This is a genomic window from Marseilla massiliensis (genome assembly GCF_016899955.1).
GTDB lineage: Bacteria > Bacteroidota > Bacteroidia > Bacteroidales > Bacteroidaceae > Prevotella > Prevotella intestinigallinarum.
Window position 1 is genome coordinate 135,879 of record NZ_JACJJL010000008.1, and the last position, 19,715, is coordinate 155,593.

General features: G+C 43.4%; 22 protein-coding genes and 2 pseudogenes. 18 read left to right on the forward strand and 6 right to left on the reverse strand.

The annotated features are described in order from the left end of the window. Nucleotides 1–158: 158 nt before the first annotated feature. From H6B30_RS06580 to H6B30_RS06590, 3 genes are read left to right on the forward strand one after another with little or no spacing between them, the layout of a single operon-like run. Entirely contained in the window at nucleotides 159–1,268 is a 1,110-nt protein-coding gene (locus H6B30_RS06580) for a hypothetical protein (protein WP_205108939.1), read from the forward strand. A gap of 59 nt (nucleotides 1,269–1,327) precedes the next feature. Beyond that, nucleotides 1,328–1,894 carry a GNAT family N-acetyltransferase gene (locus H6B30_RS06585; RefSeq protein WP_205108941.1) on the forward strand — a complete coding sequence of 189 codons (567 nt, stop codon included), beginning with the start codon at nucleotides 1,328–1,330 and terminating at the stop codon, nucleotides 1,892–1,894. Beyond that, on the forward strand, nucleotides 1,891–2,514 hold the full coding sequence (locus H6B30_RS06590) for a CatA-like O-acetyltransferase, family 2 (protein ID WP_205108943.1): 624 nt from the start codon (nucleotides 1,891–1,893) through the stop codon (nucleotides 2,512–2,514). Before H6B30_RS06585 ends, H6B30_RS06590 begins: the two co-directional genes overlap by 4 nt. Before the next feature lie 864 nt (nucleotides 2,515–3,378). Here the strand turns inward: H6B30_RS06590 and H6B30_RS06595 are convergent. Both H6B30_RS06595 and H6B30_RS06600 read right to left on the reverse strand, forming a co-directional pair. Next, nucleotides 3,379–3,831: a GNAT family N-acetyltransferase gene (locus H6B30_RS06595; protein WP_205108945.1), complete on the reverse strand. Its 453-nt coding sequence runs from the start codon at nucleotides 3,829–3,831 to the stop codon at nucleotides 3,379–3,381. A 138-nt stretch (nucleotides 3,832–3,969) separates the two neighbouring features. Then, nucleotides 3,970–4,956 carry an IS1595 family transposase gene (locus H6B30_RS06600; RefSeq protein WP_205108947.1) on the reverse strand — a complete coding sequence of 329 codons (987 nt, stop codon included), beginning with the start codon at nucleotides 4,954–4,956 and terminating at the stop codon, nucleotides 3,970–3,972. Nucleotides 4,957–5,343: 387 nt separating this feature from the next. On the opposite strand from H6B30_RS06600, the gene H6B30_RS06605 reads away from it, so the two are divergent. From H6B30_RS06605 to H6B30_RS06650, 10 genes are all read left to right on the forward strand, one after another. Beyond that, nucleotides 5,344–5,670, forward strand: a complete 327-nt coding sequence (locus H6B30_RS06605) for an ArsR/SmtB family transcription factor (RefSeq protein ID WP_005800946.1) — start codon at nucleotides 5,344–5,346, stop codon at nucleotides 5,668–5,670. Nucleotides 5,671–5,747: 77 nt separating this feature from the next. Continuing rightward, the gene (locus H6B30_RS06610) at nucleotides 5,748–5,981 is read left to right on the forward strand and encodes a thioredoxin family protein (protein WP_005800948.1); all 234 of its coding nucleotides are present in this window, start codon (nucleotides 5,748–5,750) and stop codon (nucleotides 5,979–5,981) included. 9 nt (nucleotides 5,982–5,990) lie between these two features. Beyond that, entirely contained in the window at nucleotides 5,991–6,434 is a 444-nt protein-coding gene (locus H6B30_RS06615; RefSeq protein WP_005655272.1) for a nitrophenyl compound nitroreductase subunit ArsF family protein, read from the forward strand. 1 nt (nucleotide 6,435) lies between these two features. Further along, nucleotides 6,436–7,143 (forward strand): aromatic aminobenezylarsenical efflux permease ArsG family transporter, encoded by a 708-nt coding sequence (locus H6B30_RS06620; RefSeq protein WP_205108949.1) that lies wholly within the window; start codon nucleotides 6,436–6,438, stop codon nucleotides 7,141–7,143. Nucleotides 7,144–7,172: 29 nt separating this feature from the next. Further along, entirely contained in the window at nucleotides 7,173–7,499 is a 327-nt protein-coding gene (gene arsD, locus H6B30_RS06625) for an arsenite efflux transporter metallochaperone ArsD (protein ID WP_005655270.1), read from the forward strand. 25 nt (nucleotides 7,500–7,524) lie between these two features. After that, on the forward strand, nucleotides 7,525–9,237 hold the full coding sequence (arsA, locus tag H6B30_RS06630; protein WP_205108952.1) for an arsenical pump-driving ATPase: 1,713 nt from the start codon (nucleotides 7,525–7,527) through the stop codon (nucleotides 9,235–9,237). 4 nt (nucleotides 9,238–9,241) lie between these two features. Next, a complete protein-coding gene (locus H6B30_RS06635) occupies nucleotides 9,242–9,670 on the forward strand; it encodes an arsenate reductase ArsC (RefSeq protein WP_036865039.1) in 429 nt (142 codons plus the stop codon). After that, nucleotides 9,670–10,470: a cation efflux transmembrane domain-containing protein gene (locus H6B30_RS06640; protein ID WP_205108953.1), complete on the forward strand. Its 801-nt coding sequence runs from the start codon at nucleotides 9,670–9,672 to the stop codon at nucleotides 10,468–10,470. Before H6B30_RS06635 ends, H6B30_RS06640 begins: the two co-directional genes overlap by 1 nt. Nucleotides 10,471–10,481: 11 nt before the next feature. Then, nucleotides 10,482–11,528 (forward strand): ACR3 family arsenite efflux transporter, encoded by a 1,047-nt coding sequence (arsB, locus tag H6B30_RS06645; protein ID WP_036790587.1) that lies wholly within the window; start codon nucleotides 10,482–10,484, stop codon nucleotides 11,526–11,528. Between the two features lie 142 nt (nucleotides 11,529–11,670). Continuing rightward, nucleotides 11,671–12,441 (forward strand): RteC domain-containing protein, encoded by a 771-nt coding sequence (locus tag H6B30_RS06650; RefSeq protein WP_239483670.1) that lies wholly within the window; start codon nucleotides 11,671–11,673, stop codon nucleotides 12,439–12,441. On the opposite strand, the pseudogene H6B30_RS16745 reads toward H6B30_RS06650, so the two are convergent. The 4 genes and pseudogenes from H6B30_RS16745 to H6B30_RS06670 all read right to left on the reverse strand — a co-directional run. Then, nucleotides 12,418–12,534 (reverse strand): annotated as a pseudogene (locus H6B30_RS16745) (hypothetical protein); the annotation flags it as partial. The gene H6B30_RS06650 and the pseudogene H6B30_RS16745 overlap by 24 nt on opposite strands. A 427-nt stretch (nucleotides 12,535–12,961) precedes the next feature. Beyond that, nucleotides 12,962–13,699 carry an HNH endonuclease gene (locus tag H6B30_RS06660; protein ID WP_205108957.1) on the reverse strand — a complete coding sequence of 246 codons (738 nt, stop codon included), beginning with the start codon at nucleotides 13,697–13,699 and terminating at the stop codon, nucleotides 12,962–12,964. Next, the gene (locus tag H6B30_RS06665; protein ID WP_205108959.1) at nucleotides 13,696–15,021 is read right to left on the reverse strand and encodes an AAA family ATPase; all 1,326 of its coding nucleotides are present in this window, start codon (nucleotides 15,019–15,021) and stop codon (nucleotides 13,696–13,698) included. Before H6B30_RS06665 ends, H6B30_RS06660 begins: the two co-directional genes overlap by 4 nt. A 1-nt stretch (nucleotide 15,022) precedes the next feature. Further along, nucleotides 15,023–15,267 (reverse strand): annotated as a pseudogene (locus tag H6B30_RS06670) (helix-turn-helix transcriptional regulator). A 321-nt stretch (nucleotides 15,268–15,588) separates the two neighbouring features. Here H6B30_RS06670 and H6B30_RS06675 point away from each other — a divergent pair. The 5 genes from H6B30_RS06675 to H6B30_RS06695 all read left to right on the forward strand — a co-directional run bounded on the left by H6B30_RS06675 (nucleotide 15,589) and on the right by H6B30_RS06695 (nucleotide 19,574). Next, nucleotides 15,589–15,894, forward strand: coding sequence for a helix-turn-helix domain-containing protein (locus tag H6B30_RS06675; protein WP_013619298.1), 306 nt, complete (start codon nucleotides 15,589–15,591; stop codon nucleotides 15,892–15,894). A gap of 15 nt (nucleotides 15,895–15,909) precedes the next feature. After that, complete coding sequence (locus H6B30_RS06680) at nucleotides 15,910–16,287, forward strand: helix-turn-helix domain-containing protein (RefSeq protein ID WP_013619299.1); 378 nt, start codon at nucleotides 15,910–15,912, stop codon at nucleotides 16,285–16,287. Then, nucleotides 16,284–18,326: a toprim domain-containing protein gene (locus tag H6B30_RS06685; RefSeq protein WP_205108961.1), complete on the forward strand. Its 2,043-nt coding sequence runs from the start codon at nucleotides 16,284–16,286 to the stop codon at nucleotides 18,324–18,326. The genes H6B30_RS06680 and H6B30_RS06685 overlap by 4 nt, the downstream gene beginning before the upstream one ends. Before the next feature lie 108 nt (nucleotides 18,327–18,434). After that, entirely contained in the window at nucleotides 18,435–18,641 is a 207-nt protein-coding gene (locus H6B30_RS06690; RefSeq protein WP_239480707.1) for a helix-turn-helix domain-containing protein, read from the forward strand. A gap of 30 nt (nucleotides 18,642–18,671) precedes the next feature. After that, on the forward strand, nucleotides 18,672–19,574 hold the full coding sequence (locus H6B30_RS06695) for a DUF8464 domain-containing protein (protein ID WP_087248330.1): 903 nt from the start codon (nucleotides 18,672–18,674) through the stop codon (nucleotides 19,572–19,574). Nucleotides 19,575–19,715 lie beyond the last annotated feature (141 nt).

Sequence of the window (19,715 nt, forward strand, 5' to 3'; positions counted from 1 at the left end):
AAAAAACGGCTTCAAAGCACACATTTACAAATGCGGAATAATGCTGCGTATCTCCCTGAAAGCCCAATAGTTTACATTATTCTTCCTAAATCCATCCGAAATCGGGCGAGTTTTGTTATATTTGCAACATTATCATATAGCCCTACAACACCAAACTTATGGAACACCATTGCCCCAAATGCGGACGAGAACAACCGCACGACCAATTGTGCTATTTCTGCCACGAGCAGGAAAGACTGGCAAAAGCCATCGCCCTGACGGATGAGGAAATGAAAGAAAAGGCGGACAACCTGAAAAGGCACGTGAAAAGGCTCGACGCCTTCGAGGAGCCCGAGACGTATGACTTTGCTTCGCTTTTCTATGTGCACGGCCGGACAGACGAAGAACTGCAAAGGGCAGCCCTGAAAGCAGAAGTATACGGCCATGATGAAATATACTACCATGCCCCGGCCGACGTTCGCGACGAACTGATACGCCGGCTCATGGCCTCGACCAACAGCAACGAGGCCGGCCAACTGTTGGCGTGCGTGGCAATGCAAGGCGACGACGTTTCGCTCAAAGCGCTTGTAGAACTGGAAAACAACCCGCGCCCATGGCGCAAGGGCCTCTATGTTGACCCGTCGGTGTATGCCTGGGACGGAGGCTTCACGTTCGACAAGCAAGGAAACAGGCTGGAGGTGGCCCACCCGGAGTGCTTCGCCATAGAAACAGGCAACCCCGACGAAGACCATGCCATACGCCTGGGGCAACCCCACGAGGGCCGCTGCCGCCACTGCGGATGCCAGCTGATGGACATCATCACCATCGACGGGCACGACCCGCGGCTGGCATTCCTTGGCTTGGACGGCAAGACAAGCATAAGCTGTTGCCCCAACTGCGTGCAATTCGCCTACCCCGTGGCCTATGCCAAGGCTGTGCCAAACGGCGAGAGCCACCCGATATTCCCATACGAAGGTGTGGAAGACGACGCGGAGAACTACTGGACAGACGAGATGAACGACGCGGCCCGGGCCAACAGGCTTGTGCTCAGCAAAGAACGCAAGCCTCCTTTCTACGGGCTTTTCTTCGACGACGGCAATACCGTGGGCGGATTCGGCAACTGGATTCAAGACTGCGAAGTGCCTACATGCCCTGAGTGCGGCCAACCGATGAAACTGATTGCCCAGATTGGATGGAGCACACTGTGCAACGACTTCATGGAAGGCACGCTATACATATCTTACTGCAACAATTGCCACATGGCAGCCTTGCAACACCAGCAGACCTGAACAGCCGACCACAGGCACCGGACAAAACCGACACAACATTCAACACACGACAAAACAAAATGCAAACCAACGCACAACAACTGACCACACAGAGGCTCATATTGCGCCCATGGAACGATGGCGACGCCGAAGCCCTGTACAAATATGCTTCCGACCCGGCCATCGGCCCCATCGCCGGATGGGAGCCGCATGCGTCGGTGGAACACAGCCTGGAGATTATACGCACTGTGTTCGCGGCCCCAGAGACCTATGCCATGGTGCTTCGCGAAACCGGCGAGCCTGTTGGCTGCGCCGGCATAATGACTGCCGACAGCCTGCACTCTGCGCCGGCGGCCGGCAGCGAAGCCGAAATAGGCTACTGGATAGGCAAGCCCTACTGGGGCATGGGCCTCACACCCGAAGCCGTTAGTTGCCTTGTCAGCCGCTGCTTCACCACCCTCGGGTGCGAAAGGGTGTGGTGCGCCCACTACGACGGCAACATGCAGTCGCGCAGGGTGATGGAGAAATGCGGCTTCCGCTTCCACCACTCCGAAACCGACAAGCCCACGCCGCTTGGCGACCGGCGCACCGAGCACATGTTCGTAATAACGCGCAACGACTACAACAACCTTCACCAGGAACAATGAAAGAGATTGACCCGAAGCAGACCACCAGGGCCTTCGCATTTGAAATGTGGATGAAAGCGCCCATGCCCATGGTGACATTCATCAAGACGCTCGATGTGACAAGGCTCGTAAGGGCAAGCCGCAGGCACCACATGAAGTTCAACATACTGATGTGCTGGTGCGTAGGCAAGGCGGCATCAGGCATCAGAGAGTTCTACATGCTGCCCGTAGGCGGCAGGCTCTACGCATACGACACCATAGCCGTAAACACCATTGTGGCCAACAGCGAGGGCGAAGTAAGCTCATGCGACATTCCTTTCACCGACGACCTGCAGCGCTTCGGCAGCGACTACACGCAACTGACGCAGCAAGTTGCCCGTATGTGCCAGAACCACGACTTGCAGGAAAGCATGGTGATTGGCACCTCGGCCCTCGCCCGATACGACATCGACGGGGCCGTGGGCATGTACAGCGGCGTTTTCAACAATCCGTTCATGATATGGGGCAGATACCGCAAAGGCCTCTTCAAGACAAAGCTCACGGTGTCTTTCCAGTTTCACCACACACAAATGGACGGGGCGCACGCAGCGCGGTTTTTGGACAATCTGCAAAGAGAGATCGACCGGTTGCGGGTGGAATAAGTAGGTGTTCAAAATTAATTGCCATCAAATTGTGCGCTATTTCGGTGATGCATGCCAAAGTCCGAAGAGAGAGCGTAGCGGGCTACGCGACCGATGAGACTTTGGCATGCGGCCCGAAAGAGCACACAAGATGGTGGTAAAGATATATAGGACACCGTAAGGTCTATTGTATCGGTTAATTTTGAACAGCTACTTAACGGATTTAGCATCACATTAGTGCCGTCAAGTTGCCCAGCGGCAAAGGGTCGTCAACGTGAGTTTGGCTTCCTTATGCGCGCCCGGAGTTGGCTGGCAACAGCTTTGGTGGGTAATGCCGGCCAACCATGTGAACGAGCGCAGCGTGTGTTAACTCCTGCAAACTCCTTCAAACTTCCCCCATAGGGCAGCATGAGGACATTCATCAAAGAACTCATTGAAACTTTATTCGACTTCAGTCTGAGTGATGTTTTCGTAGCTGTTTCCTTGCCTGGAAAAGGAGTGTAGCGGGCTAAGCGGCGAACGACGGCAAAAGAACAGACCGAAAAGCCCCTCCGTAATGAAGCAAAAAAAGACTTTTCGGAAAAAGTTTAAACAGGTCCAGACATTGGTTTTGCAACATCAACACAACCAAGACAGAAAGTCAAACGACTTGAAATGGCAAGTGTGCATATAGCCCAACAAGGCCGGTAAACATATTCCGCCCCCGCATAGAGGCTCACCAAACGTGGGCCCGGCATACCTTATTAGCAGCCGGGCGAGGGCGGCGCATCATCAACCTATGCACATTTTCCACAACCAATAGCGCGCCGTGACAGCGCTTGGCCCACAAACGCCAAGCACCACGAAGCCCGGACGATGGCTGCGCAGGGTGCCGCGTAGTCGGCGTCAGCAAAGGCTCTTACGGAAATAAAGCATGTCTGTAAGCACCTTTCCGTCTTCAACAATGATGTGATCGTAGTTGTCGGTGAAGAAACCTGCCACCGAATGGGAGTACTCAAAACCGCAACTCCTGTAGAACGAAACCGTGGTCACACTGTCGCCGGTGCCAACCATCATTGTGCCAAAGCGGCAAGCATACAACCGGCAAAGGTACCCTACCATATACTTGCCGTAGCCGCGCCTCTGGAAACACGGGGCTACGGCCAAGTTTTTCAGCTCGCACACACCGCCGCCCTCGTCGGTCACAACAGCCACACACACCACACGGCCGCCATCTGCACGCATCACAAACAGGTCGCCACGCGTCAAATAGCGGGCAATCATCGACTCCTGTTCGTCTGCCAGCAAAAGAAGCCCCATGTATCTGGCCTTGTCCTGCGTTTCAACTTCAATCTTCATGTCCTGCCGGTTTACATCCTTAAACATCCTTCCCAGCACTTTCATCATTAAAAAAGCCCTCAAGTGCTTGCGCACTCAAGGGCTTCCGATACTCTATTGCGGAGAGACAGGGTATTGAACCCAAACGGCTATAGTTAATTATACCGTTGCAAACTTGACGTTATAGTTGTTCATAGACAGTCCAAGCAGTTCGTCGGCCTGGTCATTGCAGAACTTCAGCACGGTCTCTTTTACTTTGAACCAGTTGAGATAGTCCTGCATGTACTTGGTTGCGACACCCCAGAATGTTCCGTTAAGCCATTTCTTGAGCCTGTTGTGCAATGAATTGACGTGTTGGATATGGTAAAATCCCCTCTTGACGTGCCTGCCAAGGTCGGCCCTGATTACGACATGCTCGATGTGGTTGTCCATCGCATATCCCTTGTAGCTGACGTGTCCGTCCGAACACAGCACCGTCCCTTGGGGCAGAGGAGTATGCAGACTTTCCGTGATTTCCGCCTTCGTCAGCCGTCCATAGCCGCAAAACGTCATGTTGAGGTCGTTTTTCCTGTCCGCAGTCACTATTACGGTCGCCTTGTCCTTGGATATGCCCTTGCCTTTTGTCTCTCCGCCACGTTTGCGAGGTTTGCGTTTCAGATGTCTGCAACCTTTATCGGACTTGTCAAAGAACGTCTCGTCACTTTCGGTTATTCCGGAGAACGAACCGCCTTCATCCTGCTTCAGGGAACGCAATATCTTGTGCCGCCAGTCGAAGGCCGTCTTCTTGTTGATATGCAAGGCGGCGGAAATCTTGTCAAGCGACTTCTGTTCGGACATCAGGCGCATGTATGCCTTCACGAGCCATTTCTTGTGAAGCTTCTGTTGCCACGTGCCGGTAAATTCGGTGAAAGTCCTGCCGCAGTCCTTGCATTTGAAGCGCTGCGTTCCGTGGTCCTTGCCGAAACGGTAGTAACGGGTGCCGCCGCAATGAGGGCAGCAACCCTGCTTTTCCAACAAGGCTGATAGGCGTGAGCTTTCAGGTACTGTCGCTTCACACTGTTTGTTCGGGCTCAATGCCTGCACCAAGGATTGCCGTTCCGTCTCTGATAAAGACTGTGCGGCTGACAATATTTCACTATACGTCATGATATTATCCTTTTTTTAATGGATATGCAATTAATATGCCATTTTACAACGTATTGTTAAACTAGAGCCAACCCAAACATCTAACCGCCTATAAATCAGCTTTTTATTTTCCAAAATTTCAAATAGGTAACGAAATAGTAACGATTTTTGCAGGGTTATTTGTTCGGCTTTGTCCGCTGTTTGTCTGCCTATCTCACGGGTTCAAAGATACAACACATTTTTTAATTACGCAAATCTCTGTATATAAATGTTTCAGCTTAGGTGCAAGGTGCAAGCTATATATATAGATATATACTTGCACCTATCCGAAAAAATATGCCGTATTATTTGGCTATTCAAAATATTGTTCGTAGTTTTGCGAACAACAAAGAAGAAAGGAGAATTGAAGTGAAAGAGAAACAGTACACAACAGAGCAGGAACAGATTGCTCGTTTTGCCAAAGCAATGGGGCATCCGGCACGGATGGCTATTCTTGCTTTCTTAGCGAAACAAGATAGTTGCTTCTTCGGTGATATTCACGAAGAACTGCCTATCGCTAAAGCAACCGTTTCGCAGCATTTGAAAGAACTGAAAGAAGCTGGCTTAATTCAGGGTGAAATAGAAACACCAAAAGTCCGGTATTGTATAAATCGGGAGAACTGGGAACTTGCCCGAAAATTGTTTGCAGCTTTTTTAGGGGACTGTAAATGTAAAGGTACATCGTGCTGTGAATAGCAGTACCTTTTTTTTGGAATAATTGTTCGTAGTTCTACGAACTGCGATTATTATATTAACTTTAAAGTAGAATGACAATGGAAATTAAAGTATTAGGAACTGGGTGTTCAAGCTGTAAAGCCTTGTACGAAACCACCAAACAAGCTATTTCAGAATTAGGTTGCGATGCAACCCTTATCAAAGAGGAAGATTTATTGAAAATCATGGAGTATAACATTTTAGGGCTTCCGGCTTTGGTGATTGACGAGAAAGTCGTATCAGCCGGGAAAAAGTTATCCCTTGCAGAAGTGAAAGAGTTGATAACCAAATAAAAGTGAACTATGAGAAAATTATTTTATCTACTGATTGCAACGCTGGTCTTAGTTTCCTGTGGTAATGGTTCAAAGAAAAAGACCGGAGAAAACCAAGCGGAAGAAATACAGTCTAACCGCATAGAGGTTCTTTATTTTCATGGAGCGCAACGGTGTATCACTTGCCGGGCGATAGAAGCAAATACAGTAGCCCTTTTGGATAGCCTTTATTCAAAAGAAAAAGCGGACGGTAAAATTATCTATAAAGTGATAGACATTTCAAAGAAAGAAAATGAAGCGATTGCAGACAAGTACGAAGTTACATGGTCGTCTTTGTTTGTGAACGGCTGGAAAGACGGTAAAGAGAATGTAAACAACATGACCGAGTTTAGTTTTTCCAATGCGAAAAATGCACCGGACAAGTTTAAAGAGGGAATTAAAAGCAAGATTGACGAATTGTTAAAACAGTTGTAAGATGGATTTTCTTCAATCGCTATTAGATAACAGTTCTATTCCTGCTATTACAGCTTTTATATTGGGGATTTTAACGGCGGTTAGCCCGTGTCCGTTAGCGACCAACATAACGGCAATAGGATTTATTAGTAAGGACATAGAAAACCATCACCGGATATTTATAAACGGATTGCTTTATACATTCGGCAGAATAGTAAGCTATACGGTTCTTGGCTTTATCCTTATCCCTATTCTCCGTGAGGGGGCAAGCATGTTTATGGTTCAAAAAGTCGTAAGCAAGTACGGGGAAATGCTGATTGCTCCGGCGTTAATCATCATTGGAATATTTATGCTCGATATAATAAAACTCAATCTGCCGAAAATCAATATCGGCGGTGAAAGTTTGAAAAAGAGGACGAAAGGCAGTTGGGGGGCTATGCTATTGGGTATTTTATTCGCCCTTGCTTTTTGTCCTACCAGTGGAGTATTTTATTTCGGTATGCTTATGCCTTTGTCAGCAGCAGAAACGGGCGGGTATCTCTTACCTGTAATTTACGCTATTGCTACGGGATTACCCGTAATCCTTGTTGCATGGATTTTAGCGTACAGTGTTGCCGGACTGGGTAAGTTTTATAACCGGATGCAAATATTCGAGAAATGGTTTCGTAAAATAGTTGCCATCCTCTTTATTGCGGTAGGAATTTATTATGCAGTAGTCTTTTATCTATAACATAGAGTATCATTTTAAATAAAAACAGTATGAAAAAGATAGAAATTTTCGACCCGGCAATGTGTTGCCCTACGGGTCTTTGTGGAACAAATATTGACCCTGAATTAATGCGTATTGCGGTTGTTATTGAAACATTGAAGAAACAGGGTATCATCGTTACCCGTCACAATTTACGTGACGAACCGCAAGTGTATGTAAGTAATAAAACAGTAAACGAGCATCTGCAAAAACATGGGGCGGATGCACTGCCTATTACTTTAGTGGACGGCGAAATCGCTGTTTCAAAAACCTATCCTACCACCAAACAAATGAGTGAATGGACGGGTATCAATTTGGATTTTATGCCAGTAAAATGAGTATTCACCAGCTAATTATATAAAAATGAAAACATTTAATTTATCAGATATAGATTTGACGAAATACCTTTTCTTCACTGGAAAGGGCGGTGTAGGGAAAACTTCGATTGCTTGTGCTACTGCGGTAGGCTTGGCAGATAATGGAAAGAAAATACTTCTTATCAGTACAGACCCAGCTTCAAACCTGCAAGATGTGTTTAATCAAACACTGAACGGACACGGTACGGATATTCAAGAAGTACCCGGCTTGACGGTCGTTAATCTCGACCCGGAACTAGCCGCAGCCGAATACAGGGAAAGCGTTATCGCTCCTTTCCGGGGACAACTGCCCGAAAGTGTAATTCAGAATATGGAAGAACAACTTTCAGGCTCTTGTACGGTAGAAATTGCGGCTTTCAACCAGTTTTCCGATTTTATCACGGATGCCGATAAAGCAAAAGAATACGACCATATTATCTTTGATACAGCCCCCACGGGACACACGTTGCGAATGTTACAACTGCCATCAGCATGGAGTACATTTATTAGTGAGAGTACGCACGGTGCATCTTGCTTAGGTCAATTATCCGGTTTGGAAGAACGGAAAGGTATCTATAAGCAGGCAGTTGAAACACTTTCGGATGCAAATGCAACCCGCTTAGTGTTGGTTAGCCGTCCCGAAATCGCACCACTAAAAGAAGCTGCTCGTTCTTCACATGAATTGCAATTACTGGGAATTAAAAACCAGCTATTGGTAATCAACGGGCTTTTGCTACAATTAGATGAAGCCGACAGCGTATCGAAACAGATATATGACAGGCAGCAAAATGCCCTGAAACAGACCCCTGCGGAACTGCTGGAATATCCGTCTTATTATGTTCCTTTACGGTCATACAATTTATCTAATATTACGAATATCCGCCGGATGCTTTACAATGATAATTTAACAAATGATGCGAACTATCAGCGGATTACCGATGCCAAAGGGATAGATGAACTGGTAAACGACCTCTATCAATCAGGAAAAAGGGTTGTTTTTACTATGGGAAAAGGCGGCGTGGGAAAAACCACTTTAGCCACTGAAATAGCCCTGAAATTAACAAAACTGGGTGCAAAAGTGCATCTTACCACCACTGACCCGGCAAACCATCTGAATTATAACCTTGCTGTTCAGGCGGGCATTACGGTAAGCCGTATTGATGAAGCGGAAGTATTGGAAGCCTATAAAAACGAGGTTCGCAGTAAAGCTGCGGAAACAATGACTGCCGAAGATATGGAATATATAGAGGAAGATTTACGTTCACCGTGTACACAGGAAATCGCAGTATTCCGGGCTTTCGCTGAAATTGTCGATAAGGCGGAAAATGAAGTCGTAGTGATTGATACCGCACCTACCGGACACACGTTGTTATTGCTGGATGCAACGGAAAGTTACCATAAAGAAGTGCAACGTACACATGGCGACACTCCCGTTTCTGTAAGAAAGCTGTTACCACGTTTGAGAAACCAGCAGGAAACAGAAGTCGTTATTGTGACCCTGCCCGAAGCAACACCCGTTTTTGAAGCCGAACGTTTGCAAATGGATTTACAACGTGCCGGGATTAATAATAAATGGTGGGTCGTGAATGCTTGCTTGTCATTAACAGGCACCGAAAATTCTTTCTTGCGGGCAAAGGCGCAAAATGAATTGGCTTGGATTAAGAAAGTAGAAGAATTATCAAAGGGAAATGCTGCCCTGATAGCTTGGAAAAACAACTAAAAACATGAAGATTTTAATTCTTTGTACAGGAAATAGCTGCCGCAGCCAAATGGCACATGGCTTTTTGCAATCATTTGACAATAAACTGGATGTCTTTTCAGCAGGAACAAAACCTGCTGAAAAGGTTAATCCGATGGCGGTAAAGGTTATGGATGAAATGGGTATAGATTTAACCCACCATACCCCTAAAAGTGTAAACCTATATATAGGACAGGAATGGGACTATGTTATTACGGTCTGCGGTGGGGCAAACGAAAGCTGCCCGATGTTTACGGGTGAAGTAAGGAACAGGCTGCATATAGGATTTGACGACCCATCAGAAGCAACCGGAACGCCGGAGTTTATAAACAGTGAATTTCATCGGGTACGGGATGAAATAAAAGCCCGCTTCTATCAGTTCTACATCGACCATATCCAAGGAAAACAAGAATAATGCACCAATATATCTCTAAGTTCAATGTTCCAAAGATGGATTGCCCATGCGAGGAAAATTTAATCCGTCTGAAATTAGGCAATAGCCCCTTAGTGGAGCGTCTCTATTTCGACTTGGCGGAAAGAACCTTAGTTGTCATCCATCACGGGGAAGTGAAGTCGATTCAGGAACAGCTTGAAACATTAAACCTCGGTGCCAAGCTAACAGCATCTTCTCTCTGCGATGAAGCAAAGTCTGAAACCACCTCCAAAGTTCAGAGACGGGCGTTGTGTTGGGTGCTCGTCATCAACTTTCTATGTTTCATCATAGAAGCCACAACAGGCATCATCTCCCAGTCGATGGGCTTGGTCGCAGACAGTTTGGATATGTTGGCAGATGCTTTGGTTTACGGCATGAGTCTGATGGCTGTTGGAACAACTATAGCCCGTCAGCAAAAAGTAGCAAAACTCAGTGGCTACCTTCAAATTTCACTGGCTGTATTGGGGCTCATCGAAGTTATCAAACGCTTTATGGGCCTCGAAACGCCCCCAGACTTTTTAGTTATGATTGTCATCTCGTTCATTGCACTAATCGCCAATACAGCCTCTCTATGGTTGTTGCAGCGCACAAAGAGCAAGGAGGCCCACATACAAGCCAGTGTTATTTTCTCAGCCAACGATGTCATTGTCAATATAGGAGTCATCGTTGCAGGGCTGTTGGTTGGACTATTGAACAGCAACGCCCCTGATTTGATCATAGGCATCATTGTCTTTCTCATCGTCATTAGAGGCGCGATACGCATACTGAAACTCTCAAAGTAAAACTATAACATATGGAAAAAAATCAAGGCATTGGATTGTTTGAGAAATACCTAACAATCTGGGTTACTTTATGTATCATTATAGGAATTGCAGTAGGACAATGGCTTCCACTAATTCCGCAAACATTAAGCAAATTCGAGTATGCCAATGTGTCTATACCCGTGGCCATTCTAATTTGGTTAATGATTTATCCAATGATGCTAAAAGTGGATTTTCAAAGCGTTAAGAATGTTGGCAAGCGTCCGAAAGGGATAATGGTGACTTGCGTTACAAACTGGCTGATAAAGCCGTTTACCATGTTCGGAATAGCTTATATCTTCTTCTATGTGGTTTTCAAAACCTTTATACCTGCCGGGTTAGCCGAAGAATATTTAGCCGGGGCGGTATTATTGGGGGCTGCACCTTGTACGGCGATGGTATTTGTATGGAGTTACTTAACGAAAGGCGATGCCGCTTACACGCTGGTACAGGTTGCGGTAAACGATTTAATCATATTAGTAGCATTTGCGCCTATTGTAGCTTTCCTGCTGGGAGTTGGTGGCGTATCTATCCCGTGGGACACTCTGCTGTTATCCGTAGTATTATTTGTTGTGATACCACTTGCTGCCGGGGTTATTACCCGTATAATGGTTATTCGTCGCAAAGGAGTGGACTATTTCAATAACGTATTTATTAAGAAATTTGATAATTATACGGTAGCTGGATTGCTATTAACGCTTATTATCCTGTTTTCCTTTCAAGGAGAAACGATACTGAACAATCCCCTGCATATCTTATTGATTGCAGTTCCGCTTGTGTTGCAAACGGTTCTGATATTCTTCGTTGCTTACGGTTGGGCGAAATGGTGGAAATTACCCCATGATGTTGCCGCACCTGCCGGAATGATTGGGGCAAGTAATTTCTTTGAATTGTCAGTTGCTGTGGCTATTTCTCTTTTTGGTTTACAGTCCGGGGCTGCATTAGCTACGGTGGTGGGCGTACTAGTCGAAGTTCCGGTGATGTTGATGTTAGTAAGGATTGCCAATAACACACGAAGCTGGTTTCCGGCTACAGAATAACAATAGGGCAAAAGTCTTAATCTAACTTTATCGTAAAAAGGCTTGGTGCTGGAAATGTTTGTTCCTAACATTTCCGGCATTCTGCCTTTTACAAAAGTCATAATAAAGATACATTTTTCGGCATTAAGACAACCGTTATAACATGAGCAATGAAATTGATTTTGAAGAATTTATAAGAAACATAGACTGCGCTATCTATGAAAAAATAGATGTTGATAATTGGAATATCTCAATAGAGGTAGTTCTCGATGTAGTCGAGTTCCTGCAACGGTCACTTGAAGATTTGAGGACATATATTGTCAATCATCCTTTCAGCAGCAAAGAAGAAGAAATTTATTTCTTCAAACACATCAAACCGGAAGTATTGAGTAGATTATTATACTTTACAGAGATTTACAATACCGAAATGCGAAAACCGCATGGAAGTATTGAAGTCTTAAAAAAGTATTATAACGACAGATTGGATGAATTGACTTCCTATTTTGAAAGTAATTTGGATTTTTACCAATATTACCGTTCTAAAGCGACCCACTTAGACAATCACTATTTTGTACGGGGGCATATTGATTTTAAACTGTGTCCGAATTGTATACCTTATGACCGTGATCCGGAGTTTTCCACTTGTTACGACCACAAAGCAACACAAATATTAGCGAATGATATGCTTTGCATTTATCTGAATAAAAAGCTACATGGGGTTGATAAGCAAGTAATCATCGCAAAAAGTCGGTCTTTCTTACCGGAACACCCTTTCCGGTGGACTGCAACCAAAATAGCAGCCGTAGAATTAGGCTACGCTATCTATGCGGCGGGTGTCCTGAATAACGGGCAAGCGGATATAAATTTGACCACATTCAGCACATTTCCAAAATACTTCCTTATGGGAACCCGCAAAAGTTGTTTCTGGTATTAAATTACCATTTTTTTCATAACACCATTCCTTTGCTATTTCAGGGAATTTAGATGCTAATGATTCGCCATATGAAGGTAGTTGGTTTTTATGCATAGCTATTATTTATATAAATAACACACCCGACTTTACATTCTTGGGTGTAAAATCGGGTGTTAACTCTATAAAACATTGAATCTCAATGTTTATTGCGGAGAGAGAGGGTAATGAACCTTTACACTAACTCTCTGTATATTACGCTTTTGCGTTACACCGTATTGGCGTTTTGTAGCAATCTTGTAGCACAGCATTGAATGCTTCCTGAAGTCCATCTGACGACCTCTATCGTCACTTCTTTTGGGTACAAAAGTAGTTATTTTCGAACTAATCTCCAAATGTTTGAAAATAAATTTTTTAGGATTATTTCTGCTACACTTTTAGTGCATGGTGCAAGCCCCTTATATAAGGAGGCTTGCACCATGCACTAAGGGTGAATAAAGGAACCATTGGATGTTGTCTATATCGCTTTAACTTGCATTAAGAATTATACAGGATCCTCGTCATCCAGTGGATTCCGACAGATTGGTTCAAAATGGTTTTGTGCGTCAAAGCAAGAAGCTGCTGTGCCTGGAAACTCTTCTATAAGGGCTTTCCGTACCTCATCATGTCCTTTAAATACAGTAAACCATATAGACCAGCAACCATGCCCCTTGACTAAATCGACAATCGTATAAACATCAACTGATCCAGCTATATATTTTTCCAGATATATGTTTGCCAAGTTCCATTTTTCCAACCTTATCCTCCATCGATAATCTTTCGCACTTGAATCTTTCGGTCCTTTATTTAGTCCCACAAGCTCAAGCAACGCACGGGCATTGTTCGCTGATTTTCCGCTTAAAGAAGGATTAACTTCTACCACGCCTCCTGCTTTATAGCAAAGGCTCAGAAAAGTGTTGTTGAGGTGTGGCAAGTGGCAACTTCCATATACAACGTTTTTTGTGTCTTTGTTGTCTGCTCCGTTGCAAGTTGGACAGGAAAGCAAGAAATTACTCCATGCGGTTTCAAGATGGGCATAGATATAGTTGCCATCAGCATCTTTGTATTTTTTAGGTTGGATATGTTCAACCTGCAAGTCCCGTTCATCGTCATAAGATTTTTCGCAATAAGAACATATCGTTCCCAAGTTCATGCATAAAGGGTGCTTTGCATCTTTATAATTGGGATAATTTTCATTGATGCGTGGCTCATTCTCAGGATTCCATTTCTCAACAGGCCTCATAACACATTCCTTTCTGCTCTAAGAAGTGCCACATAAGCCGGGTCGTCAGAAAACAGGCTTTCTATCTCATCCAACTCTTTCTTGACCTTTAGAGCATCTGGCGTGTCTGCCTTTTCTTCCTTCACAAGCCGGTAGTATTCTTCCGCTTTTTCTACCATTTCATTGTATTTGGCACTTCTGACTGTATCCATATTCATCTCATTTATAACGATTTCCTCAATACTCCGTTTGTTCGGGTCATCAATACCCTTTACCCCGTCCAAAGTAATTACATTCTGGCTTTTCACACTTTGCACGATAAACGGCGAGTGAGTAGTCACAATAAACTGCATCATTGGAAATGCGGTCTGCAAATCCAAGAGGATGTGCTTTTGCCAATGAGGATGTAAATATAAGTCCACCTCGTCTATCATGACAATTCCCGGTGTCTTTTTTACCGCGTCTACACCTAAAAAACCATTGAGTTCAATACACCGATAGGCGATTTCTGCGACGATGTTTATCATCGACTTAAAACCGTCGCTCATCATGTCATACGTGAGCCAGTAGGGTTGTGGATCTTTTGCCATCTGTATTTCGGCAGTAAACTCATTGTTTTTCCGGTCAATCTCAATTACTTTTAATGCAGGTATGGCATCAGATAACGCATTCAGAAAGGCAATGTTAGACCCTGCAAATTCACGCCCTTTATCCAGTTCCTTATCAAATCTATAAATCCAGTCAAATGCGCTTTTGAAGTCCACTTTTTCATCCAACGCACATTTATATGCCTTTTCTTCCCTCGAAGCACGTGCTTTTGTTTTTTCTGCCCCATTATAGTTGTTCTCAAGACGGGAAGCACCGAATGATATCATTAACGGTAATACCGATGTTGTTTTTGTTATGTCAGCATCACGTCGTTTCTGTTCCATATTAGCCACCATATCTTTCAATTCCCCAGCATTTTTACGAGAATTTTTGGGACCAAGTCTAAGCCATTTGATGTCCTTTTCTTGGCAGGAGTATTCCTTTGATGTGAAATTGTAGTTTCCATCAATGAAGCAAGCATTTACTTCAAAAACTGGTTTCGCCTGCTGTTTTTGAAAACTTTTAGTCAATTCACTGTATTTCCTTACGACATCGCTATCTTTCGTGTTTCTGGCACATCCGGTGACGAGAGTCAACTCTTGCAAAAAAGCGCCCAATGCTATTTGCACGGCATGAAGTAACGTGGTCTTACCTGTTGTATTATTTCCTAAAACAACATTCATTCTTGAATCAAAAATGAAAGATCGTTCTGTAAAACCACGAAAGTTCCTTATTGTTATGTCCTTTATCCTCATATTATGAATTTTGTATGATGATTACTTTTTCAGCCCTTGAAGGAATATTGGAGACTAATAAATCCTTAACGTCTACTTGTAGCACTTCAGCTATTCTCATGAGCATCTCCAAAGATGGTTGGGATTTATTCGTACACCATTTACTAACTGTTGTAGGGTCTTTGCTGAGCATTACGGCCAACCATTTAGCAGTACGTTTTTTTCCGCAAGCACTACTTTTAATCTGTTTATATCTTTATCTACCATAGGATGTTGTGGATTATTATGCAAAGGTATAAAAATATATGTAACTTTGGCATAAGATATAGTAATTTTGCTGATAAATTAGCGTTTTAGTCCATTATTATGAAAGAGGAAATTAACTACAATAAAAATTATTCATCATCTGTATGAATAAGAATTCATGCAACATCCCATTCATATTCATGCAGCTGGTTCTCGCTTGTATTTATTATCTTCCTACATATATATTAAACTTGCACCTGTTGAAAGGTTTGGTGCGTACTCTGCAAATGTTTGCATATTGTGCAATACAACCAATTGCAGGTGCCACTAAATTTGTAAAATATGGACAATATCGGTGCAAAACTGAAAAGGAAACGTGAAGAAAAGAACTATTCGCAAGAGTATGTGGCTGAACAACTGGATGTTTCGCCTTCGACTGTATCCAGGGTTGAGAGCGATGCAGGCAATGTAAAACTATGCATTATAGAAAAGTATTGCAAAGTGTTGGAGATGTCCATTGCTGAATTATTTGCAGGAGATGCAAGCCCCACAGCCTACACTTATTCTGTGACTATTCAGATAGGTGTACAACGCATTGAAGAGCTACAAAAATTGGAAAAAGTTCTAGTTTCCATGCAAAAGAAATAATAAAAACTTATAAATATGGAAGTTATCACAATTGACAGTGCAGCCTTTCTGAAATTGAAAGAGCAATTGGATAGAATAGAAAGCTATATTGAGCGAACTGTGGAGTTGAACAAGGATATTGACGATGCTTTGGAAATGAGCAGCAAAGATGTAATGGAGGTCTTGCGAATATCAGAATCCACCCTGTACAGGTGGCGGAAAAACGGGTTGGTAAAGTATCACTACGCTAATTCGGGTGATGTGAGATATTACTACAAATCTCTTTTCGTCGCCATAAAATGTTACCAAGTCAAGGTTCCAGCTACGCCTAAAGAAGAAGCCTTGAAAAGGCTCATGGAGTTTAAAGACAATGTGATTCTGAACGGCTATGTCACTAAAGATAAAACGAAATGATAAGCAAAGACGAGATACTTGAGAGGACTAACCGAGGGTTGGATGTATTCAAATACTATTTAGGAATGCCCTTCAAGCCCGGAAAAAACTTTAGGAATCCCCTATATGAAGATAAAAACGCTTCGTGTAACATCTATTTTGACAAGCATTCGATGATGTTTAAGATGAAAGACTTTGGCAATGAAGGCTATTCCGGAGATTGTTTTTGGTTTGTGGCTACATTGAAAGGGCTGAATTTAAAGACGGACTTTGTAAGTATAATTAATCTGATAGCAAAAGACCTTCATCTGGATGTTGTTACAGATTCAAAACAATCCCTTCATCCGATAAGGCGTAATAAAGAAGCCACGATACAAATCATTGAGGTGGACGTCCCAATATATGAAATTGTAGAGAAGACCTTCACATGTTCCGAATTGGAATATTGGCAACAATACGGCATTACTAAAGTTGTTTTGGACACTTTTCATGTATCATCGGTCAATGTATTCAAAAGCGTGAACAGGAATAACGAACCTTTCAAAATCAAAAGTTCCGAAATAGACCCTGTTTTTGCATATAAGGGATTAGGGTACGTCAAGATATACCGCCCAATGAACAAGAAATACCGTTTCCTATATGGCGGAGAAATGCCAGATACCTATTGCTTTGGCTTTGAACAATTGCCCAATAAAGGTGACATCGTTTTTATTACGGGTGGTGAGAAAGATGTAATGTCTTTGTATGCGAAGGGATTCCATGCTTTGTGCTTCAATAGTGAAACAGCTACAATACCTATACAAATCATAGAAATGTTAGAGAGAAAGTTCAGGCATATCATATTCTTGTATGATTCTGACGAAACGGGTAAAAGAGAATCTTTGCGACAATGCTCAACATTATCAGGGCATAATGTCATAAGGATCGAACTGCCTTTACCCGGAACTAAAAAGGAGAAAGACATTTCAGATTTTTTCGCATCCGGCAAAACAAAATCAGACCTCCAGGCATTAATAACGGGTGCGCTTGAAAAATATTATTCAAATACACTCATGCTAATAAAATCATGTGAAATGGATTATAACAATCCCCCGCAAAATTCAAAAACTGTAGTCTCAGTCAACAATGTTCCACTTGGTACCTATGACAATCTATTATGCGTTACGGGTGGAGAAGGTACAGGCAAAAGCAATTTTATTTCAGCGATCATTGCAGGAACCCTGATAGAGGTAGACGAATATTCTGAGATTGACACATTGGGACTTGACATCACTCCGAATTTCAAGCACAAAGCAATCCTGCATTATGACACGGAACAATCAGAATACCAGCTATATAAGAATATGACAAAAACCTTGAAAAGAAGTGGTTTGTCCCATATGCCCGACAGTTATCATTCATTCTATCTTGCCTCTCTTTCCAGAAAAGAACGGTTGGATATAATAAGGGATAGTATGGATTTGTATTACCATAGGTTCGGTGGTATCCACCTTGTGGTCATTGATGGCATAGCTGATCTGATACGTTCTGCAAACGACGAAGCTGAGAGCGTCGCCATTGTAGACGAGCTTTATCGTTTAGCAGGCATCTACCGCACCTGTATTATCTGTGTGTTGCATTTTGTACCGAACGGGATCAAATTACGAGGGCATATCGGATCGGAACTCCAACGTAAGGCAGCTGCAATTATTTCCATAGAGAAAGATGATAATCCTGTTTATTCGGTAGTGAAGGCTATAAAAGTACGTGATGGAAGCCCACTGGATGTTCCTTTGTTGCAGTTCTCTTGGGATACGGATAAAGACATGCACATTTTTGCAGGAGAAAAACCCGTTGAAGATAAGGAGCGTCGTAAACGCAACGATTTAATCAATGTTGCCAAAGAAATATTCTACACAAGAAAATCCCTGTCATACAGTGAATTATCAGAATTGTTGTGTGAGATGTTGGATGTCAAAGAGCGTACATCCAAAAATTATATTCAATACATGAAATCTAATGGAATAATCAGCCAAAATACGTACAATAATTATATTGCAGGTAAACTCTGTAATATTTAAGAATTTGAAATTATGGTACAAAGCAAAAGTCATACAAATTCACCAAATTGTTCTTCTTGTTTCTTAAGATTATGTGCCATACAGTCACAGATAGACAGGTTAGAACGGATGCTTTCTTATTCAAAGGAAACCTTAAACTTTAAGGAAGCCTGCCTTTATACAGGACTTTCAAGCAGTCAATTATATAAACTGTTGAATGGAAAAGAAGTTCCTCATTATAAGCCCCATGGAAAGTTGATATTCTTTAACCGAAAAGAGCTCGACAGTTGGTTGTGCAGTAACAAAAGAAGCATTGAATTAGCGATGGAAATCTAAAATTGAACAGAAATGCCTATCATAAAGCGGATGAACATTAAATTGATCCGACAAATTCCAATTGTGGATTTTTTATTGGCAATAGGGATTTATCCGGTCAAGGTAACATCATGTTACGCATGGTACTACGCACCATACCGAGAGGACGAAGATCTGTCCTTCAAAGTAAACAAGAACCGCAATATATGGTATGACTTCGCTACAGCCAAGAGCGGCGACATTATCGACCTTGCGGTATTGGTGTACCGCACCCACAACATTCCTAAAATATTAAAAATGATTGAGCAGGCTGCTCCTGCTGCACCTCTCAGGATACGGACATTCGTTCCGCATCCGCAACAATCAGCTCCTGATAGGACGCAACTGAAAGCAACCGTATTCCAAAACCTGCGGTTGGAATTGTTGGAATCCTTACCATTGCTTTCCTACCTTTCCAAACGAGGCATAGATATGGAAATAGCCAGTCAAGAATGTTGGGAAGCGCATTACACCTGCCATGGAAATAGTTACTATGCCATTGCATTCCCCAACGAGGCGGGAGGCTATGAGATACGCAATCCCTATTATAAGGGGTGCATTGCTCCGAAAGCGGTGTCATTCATTTCCCAAGGACAAACAGACTGCGTATGCCTGTTCGAAGGGTTCATGGACTATTTGTCCTTTCTGACCTTGCGGAAACGGGAACGGTTGTCCGTACCCTGTTATGGCGCAGACCTGTTGGTGTTGAACTTGGCAAACAACTTGCCCAAGGCATTGTCACGGCTGAAAACCTACAAGCACATCTATTGCTATCTCGACAATGACGATGCCGGACGGCGTGTGGTGGACATGCTACGGGAAATCAAAGGCGATGCCGTGCATGACATGATGGAAACCTACCCGCTCTACAAAGACCTCAATGACATCCTTGTTGGTAAGAAAAAGATGCCGTAATAATACGGATTTGCTTATTACAGAGTCTGCAATTCCTTATTTATGCGAATTTGAATGAAAATATTCCGCAAGAATCACAAAGAATTGCCTTGGAATATTTGGCAGTTCGGGATGGATGCAGTATTTTTGCATGGTAAATAT

Coding starts and splice junctions, on each gene's coding strand:
- H6B30_RS06660 (WP_205108957.1), bottom strand. CDS start 13,699: ATGAGGCCTGTTGAGAAATGGAATCCTGAGAATGAGCCACGCATCAAT.
- H6B30_RS06610 (WP_005800948.1), top strand. CDS start 5,748: ATGGAAATTAAAGTATTAGGAACTGGGTGTTCAAGCTGTAAAGCCTTG.
- arsA (WP_205108952.1), top strand. CDS start 7,525: ATGAAAACATTTAATTTATCAGATATAGATTTGACGAAATACCTTTTC.
- H6B30_RS06600 (WP_205108947.1), bottom strand. CDS start 4,956: ATGACGTATAGTGAAATATTGTCAGCCGCACAGTCTTTATCAGAGACG.
- H6B30_RS06580 (WP_205108939.1), top strand. CDS start 159: ATGGAACACCATTGCCCCAAATGCGGACGAGAACAACCGCACGACCAA.
- H6B30_RS06620 (WP_205108949.1), top strand. CDS start 6,436: ATGGATTTTCTTCAATCGCTATTAGATAACAGTTCTATTCCTGCTATT.
- H6B30_RS06590 (WP_205108943.1), top strand. CDS start 1,891: ATGAAAGAGATTGACCCGAAGCAGACCACCAGGGCCTTCGCATTTGAA.
- H6B30_RS06615 (WP_005655272.1), top strand. CDS start 5,991: ATGAGAAAATTATTTTATCTACTGATTGCAACGCTGGTCTTAGTTTCC.
- H6B30_RS06650 (WP_239483670.1), top strand. CDS start 11,671: ATGAGCAATGAAATTGATTTTGAAGAATTTATAAGAAACATAGACTGC.
- H6B30_RS06680 (WP_013619299.1), top strand. CDS start 15,910: ATGGAAGTTATCACAATTGACAGTGCAGCCTTTCTGAAATTGAAAGAG.
- H6B30_RS06635 (WP_036865039.1), top strand. CDS start 9,242: ATGAAGATTTTAATTCTTTGTACAGGAAATAGCTGCCGCAGCCAAATG.
- H6B30_RS06695 (WP_087248330.1), top strand. CDS start 18,672: ATGAACATTAAATTGATCCGACAAATTCCAATTGTGGATTTTTTATTG.
- H6B30_RS06585 (WP_205108941.1), top strand. CDS start 1,328: ATGCAAACCAACGCACAACAACTGACCACACAGAGGCTCATATTGCGC.
- H6B30_RS06690 (WP_239480707.1), top strand. CDS start 18,435: ATGCTTTCTTATTCAAAGGAAACCTTAAACTTTAAGGAAGCCTGCCTT.
- arsB (WP_036790587.1), top strand. CDS start 10,482: ATGGAAAAAAATCAAGGCATTGGATTGTTTGAGAAATACCTAACAATC.
- H6B30_RS06640 (WP_205108953.1), top strand. CDS start 9,670: ATGCACCAATATATCTCTAAGTTCAATGTTCCAAAGATGGATTGCCCA.
- H6B30_RS06665 (WP_205108959.1), bottom strand. CDS start 15,021: ATGAGGATAAAGGACATAACAATAAGGAACTTTCGTGGTTTTACAGAA.
- arsD (WP_005655270.1), top strand. CDS start 7,173: ATGAAAAAGATAGAAATTTTCGACCCGGCAATGTGTTGCCCTACGGGT.
- H6B30_RS06675 (WP_013619298.1), top strand. CDS start 15,589: ATGGACAATATCGGTGCAAAACTGAAAAGGAAACGTGAAGAAAAGAAC.
- H6B30_RS06595 (WP_205108945.1), bottom strand. CDS start 3,831: ATGAAGATTGAAGTTGAAACGCAGGACAAGGCCAGATACATGGGGCTT.
- H6B30_RS06685 (WP_205108961.1), top strand. CDS start 16,284: ATGATAAGCAAAGACGAGATACTTGAGAGGACTAACCGAGGGTTGGAT.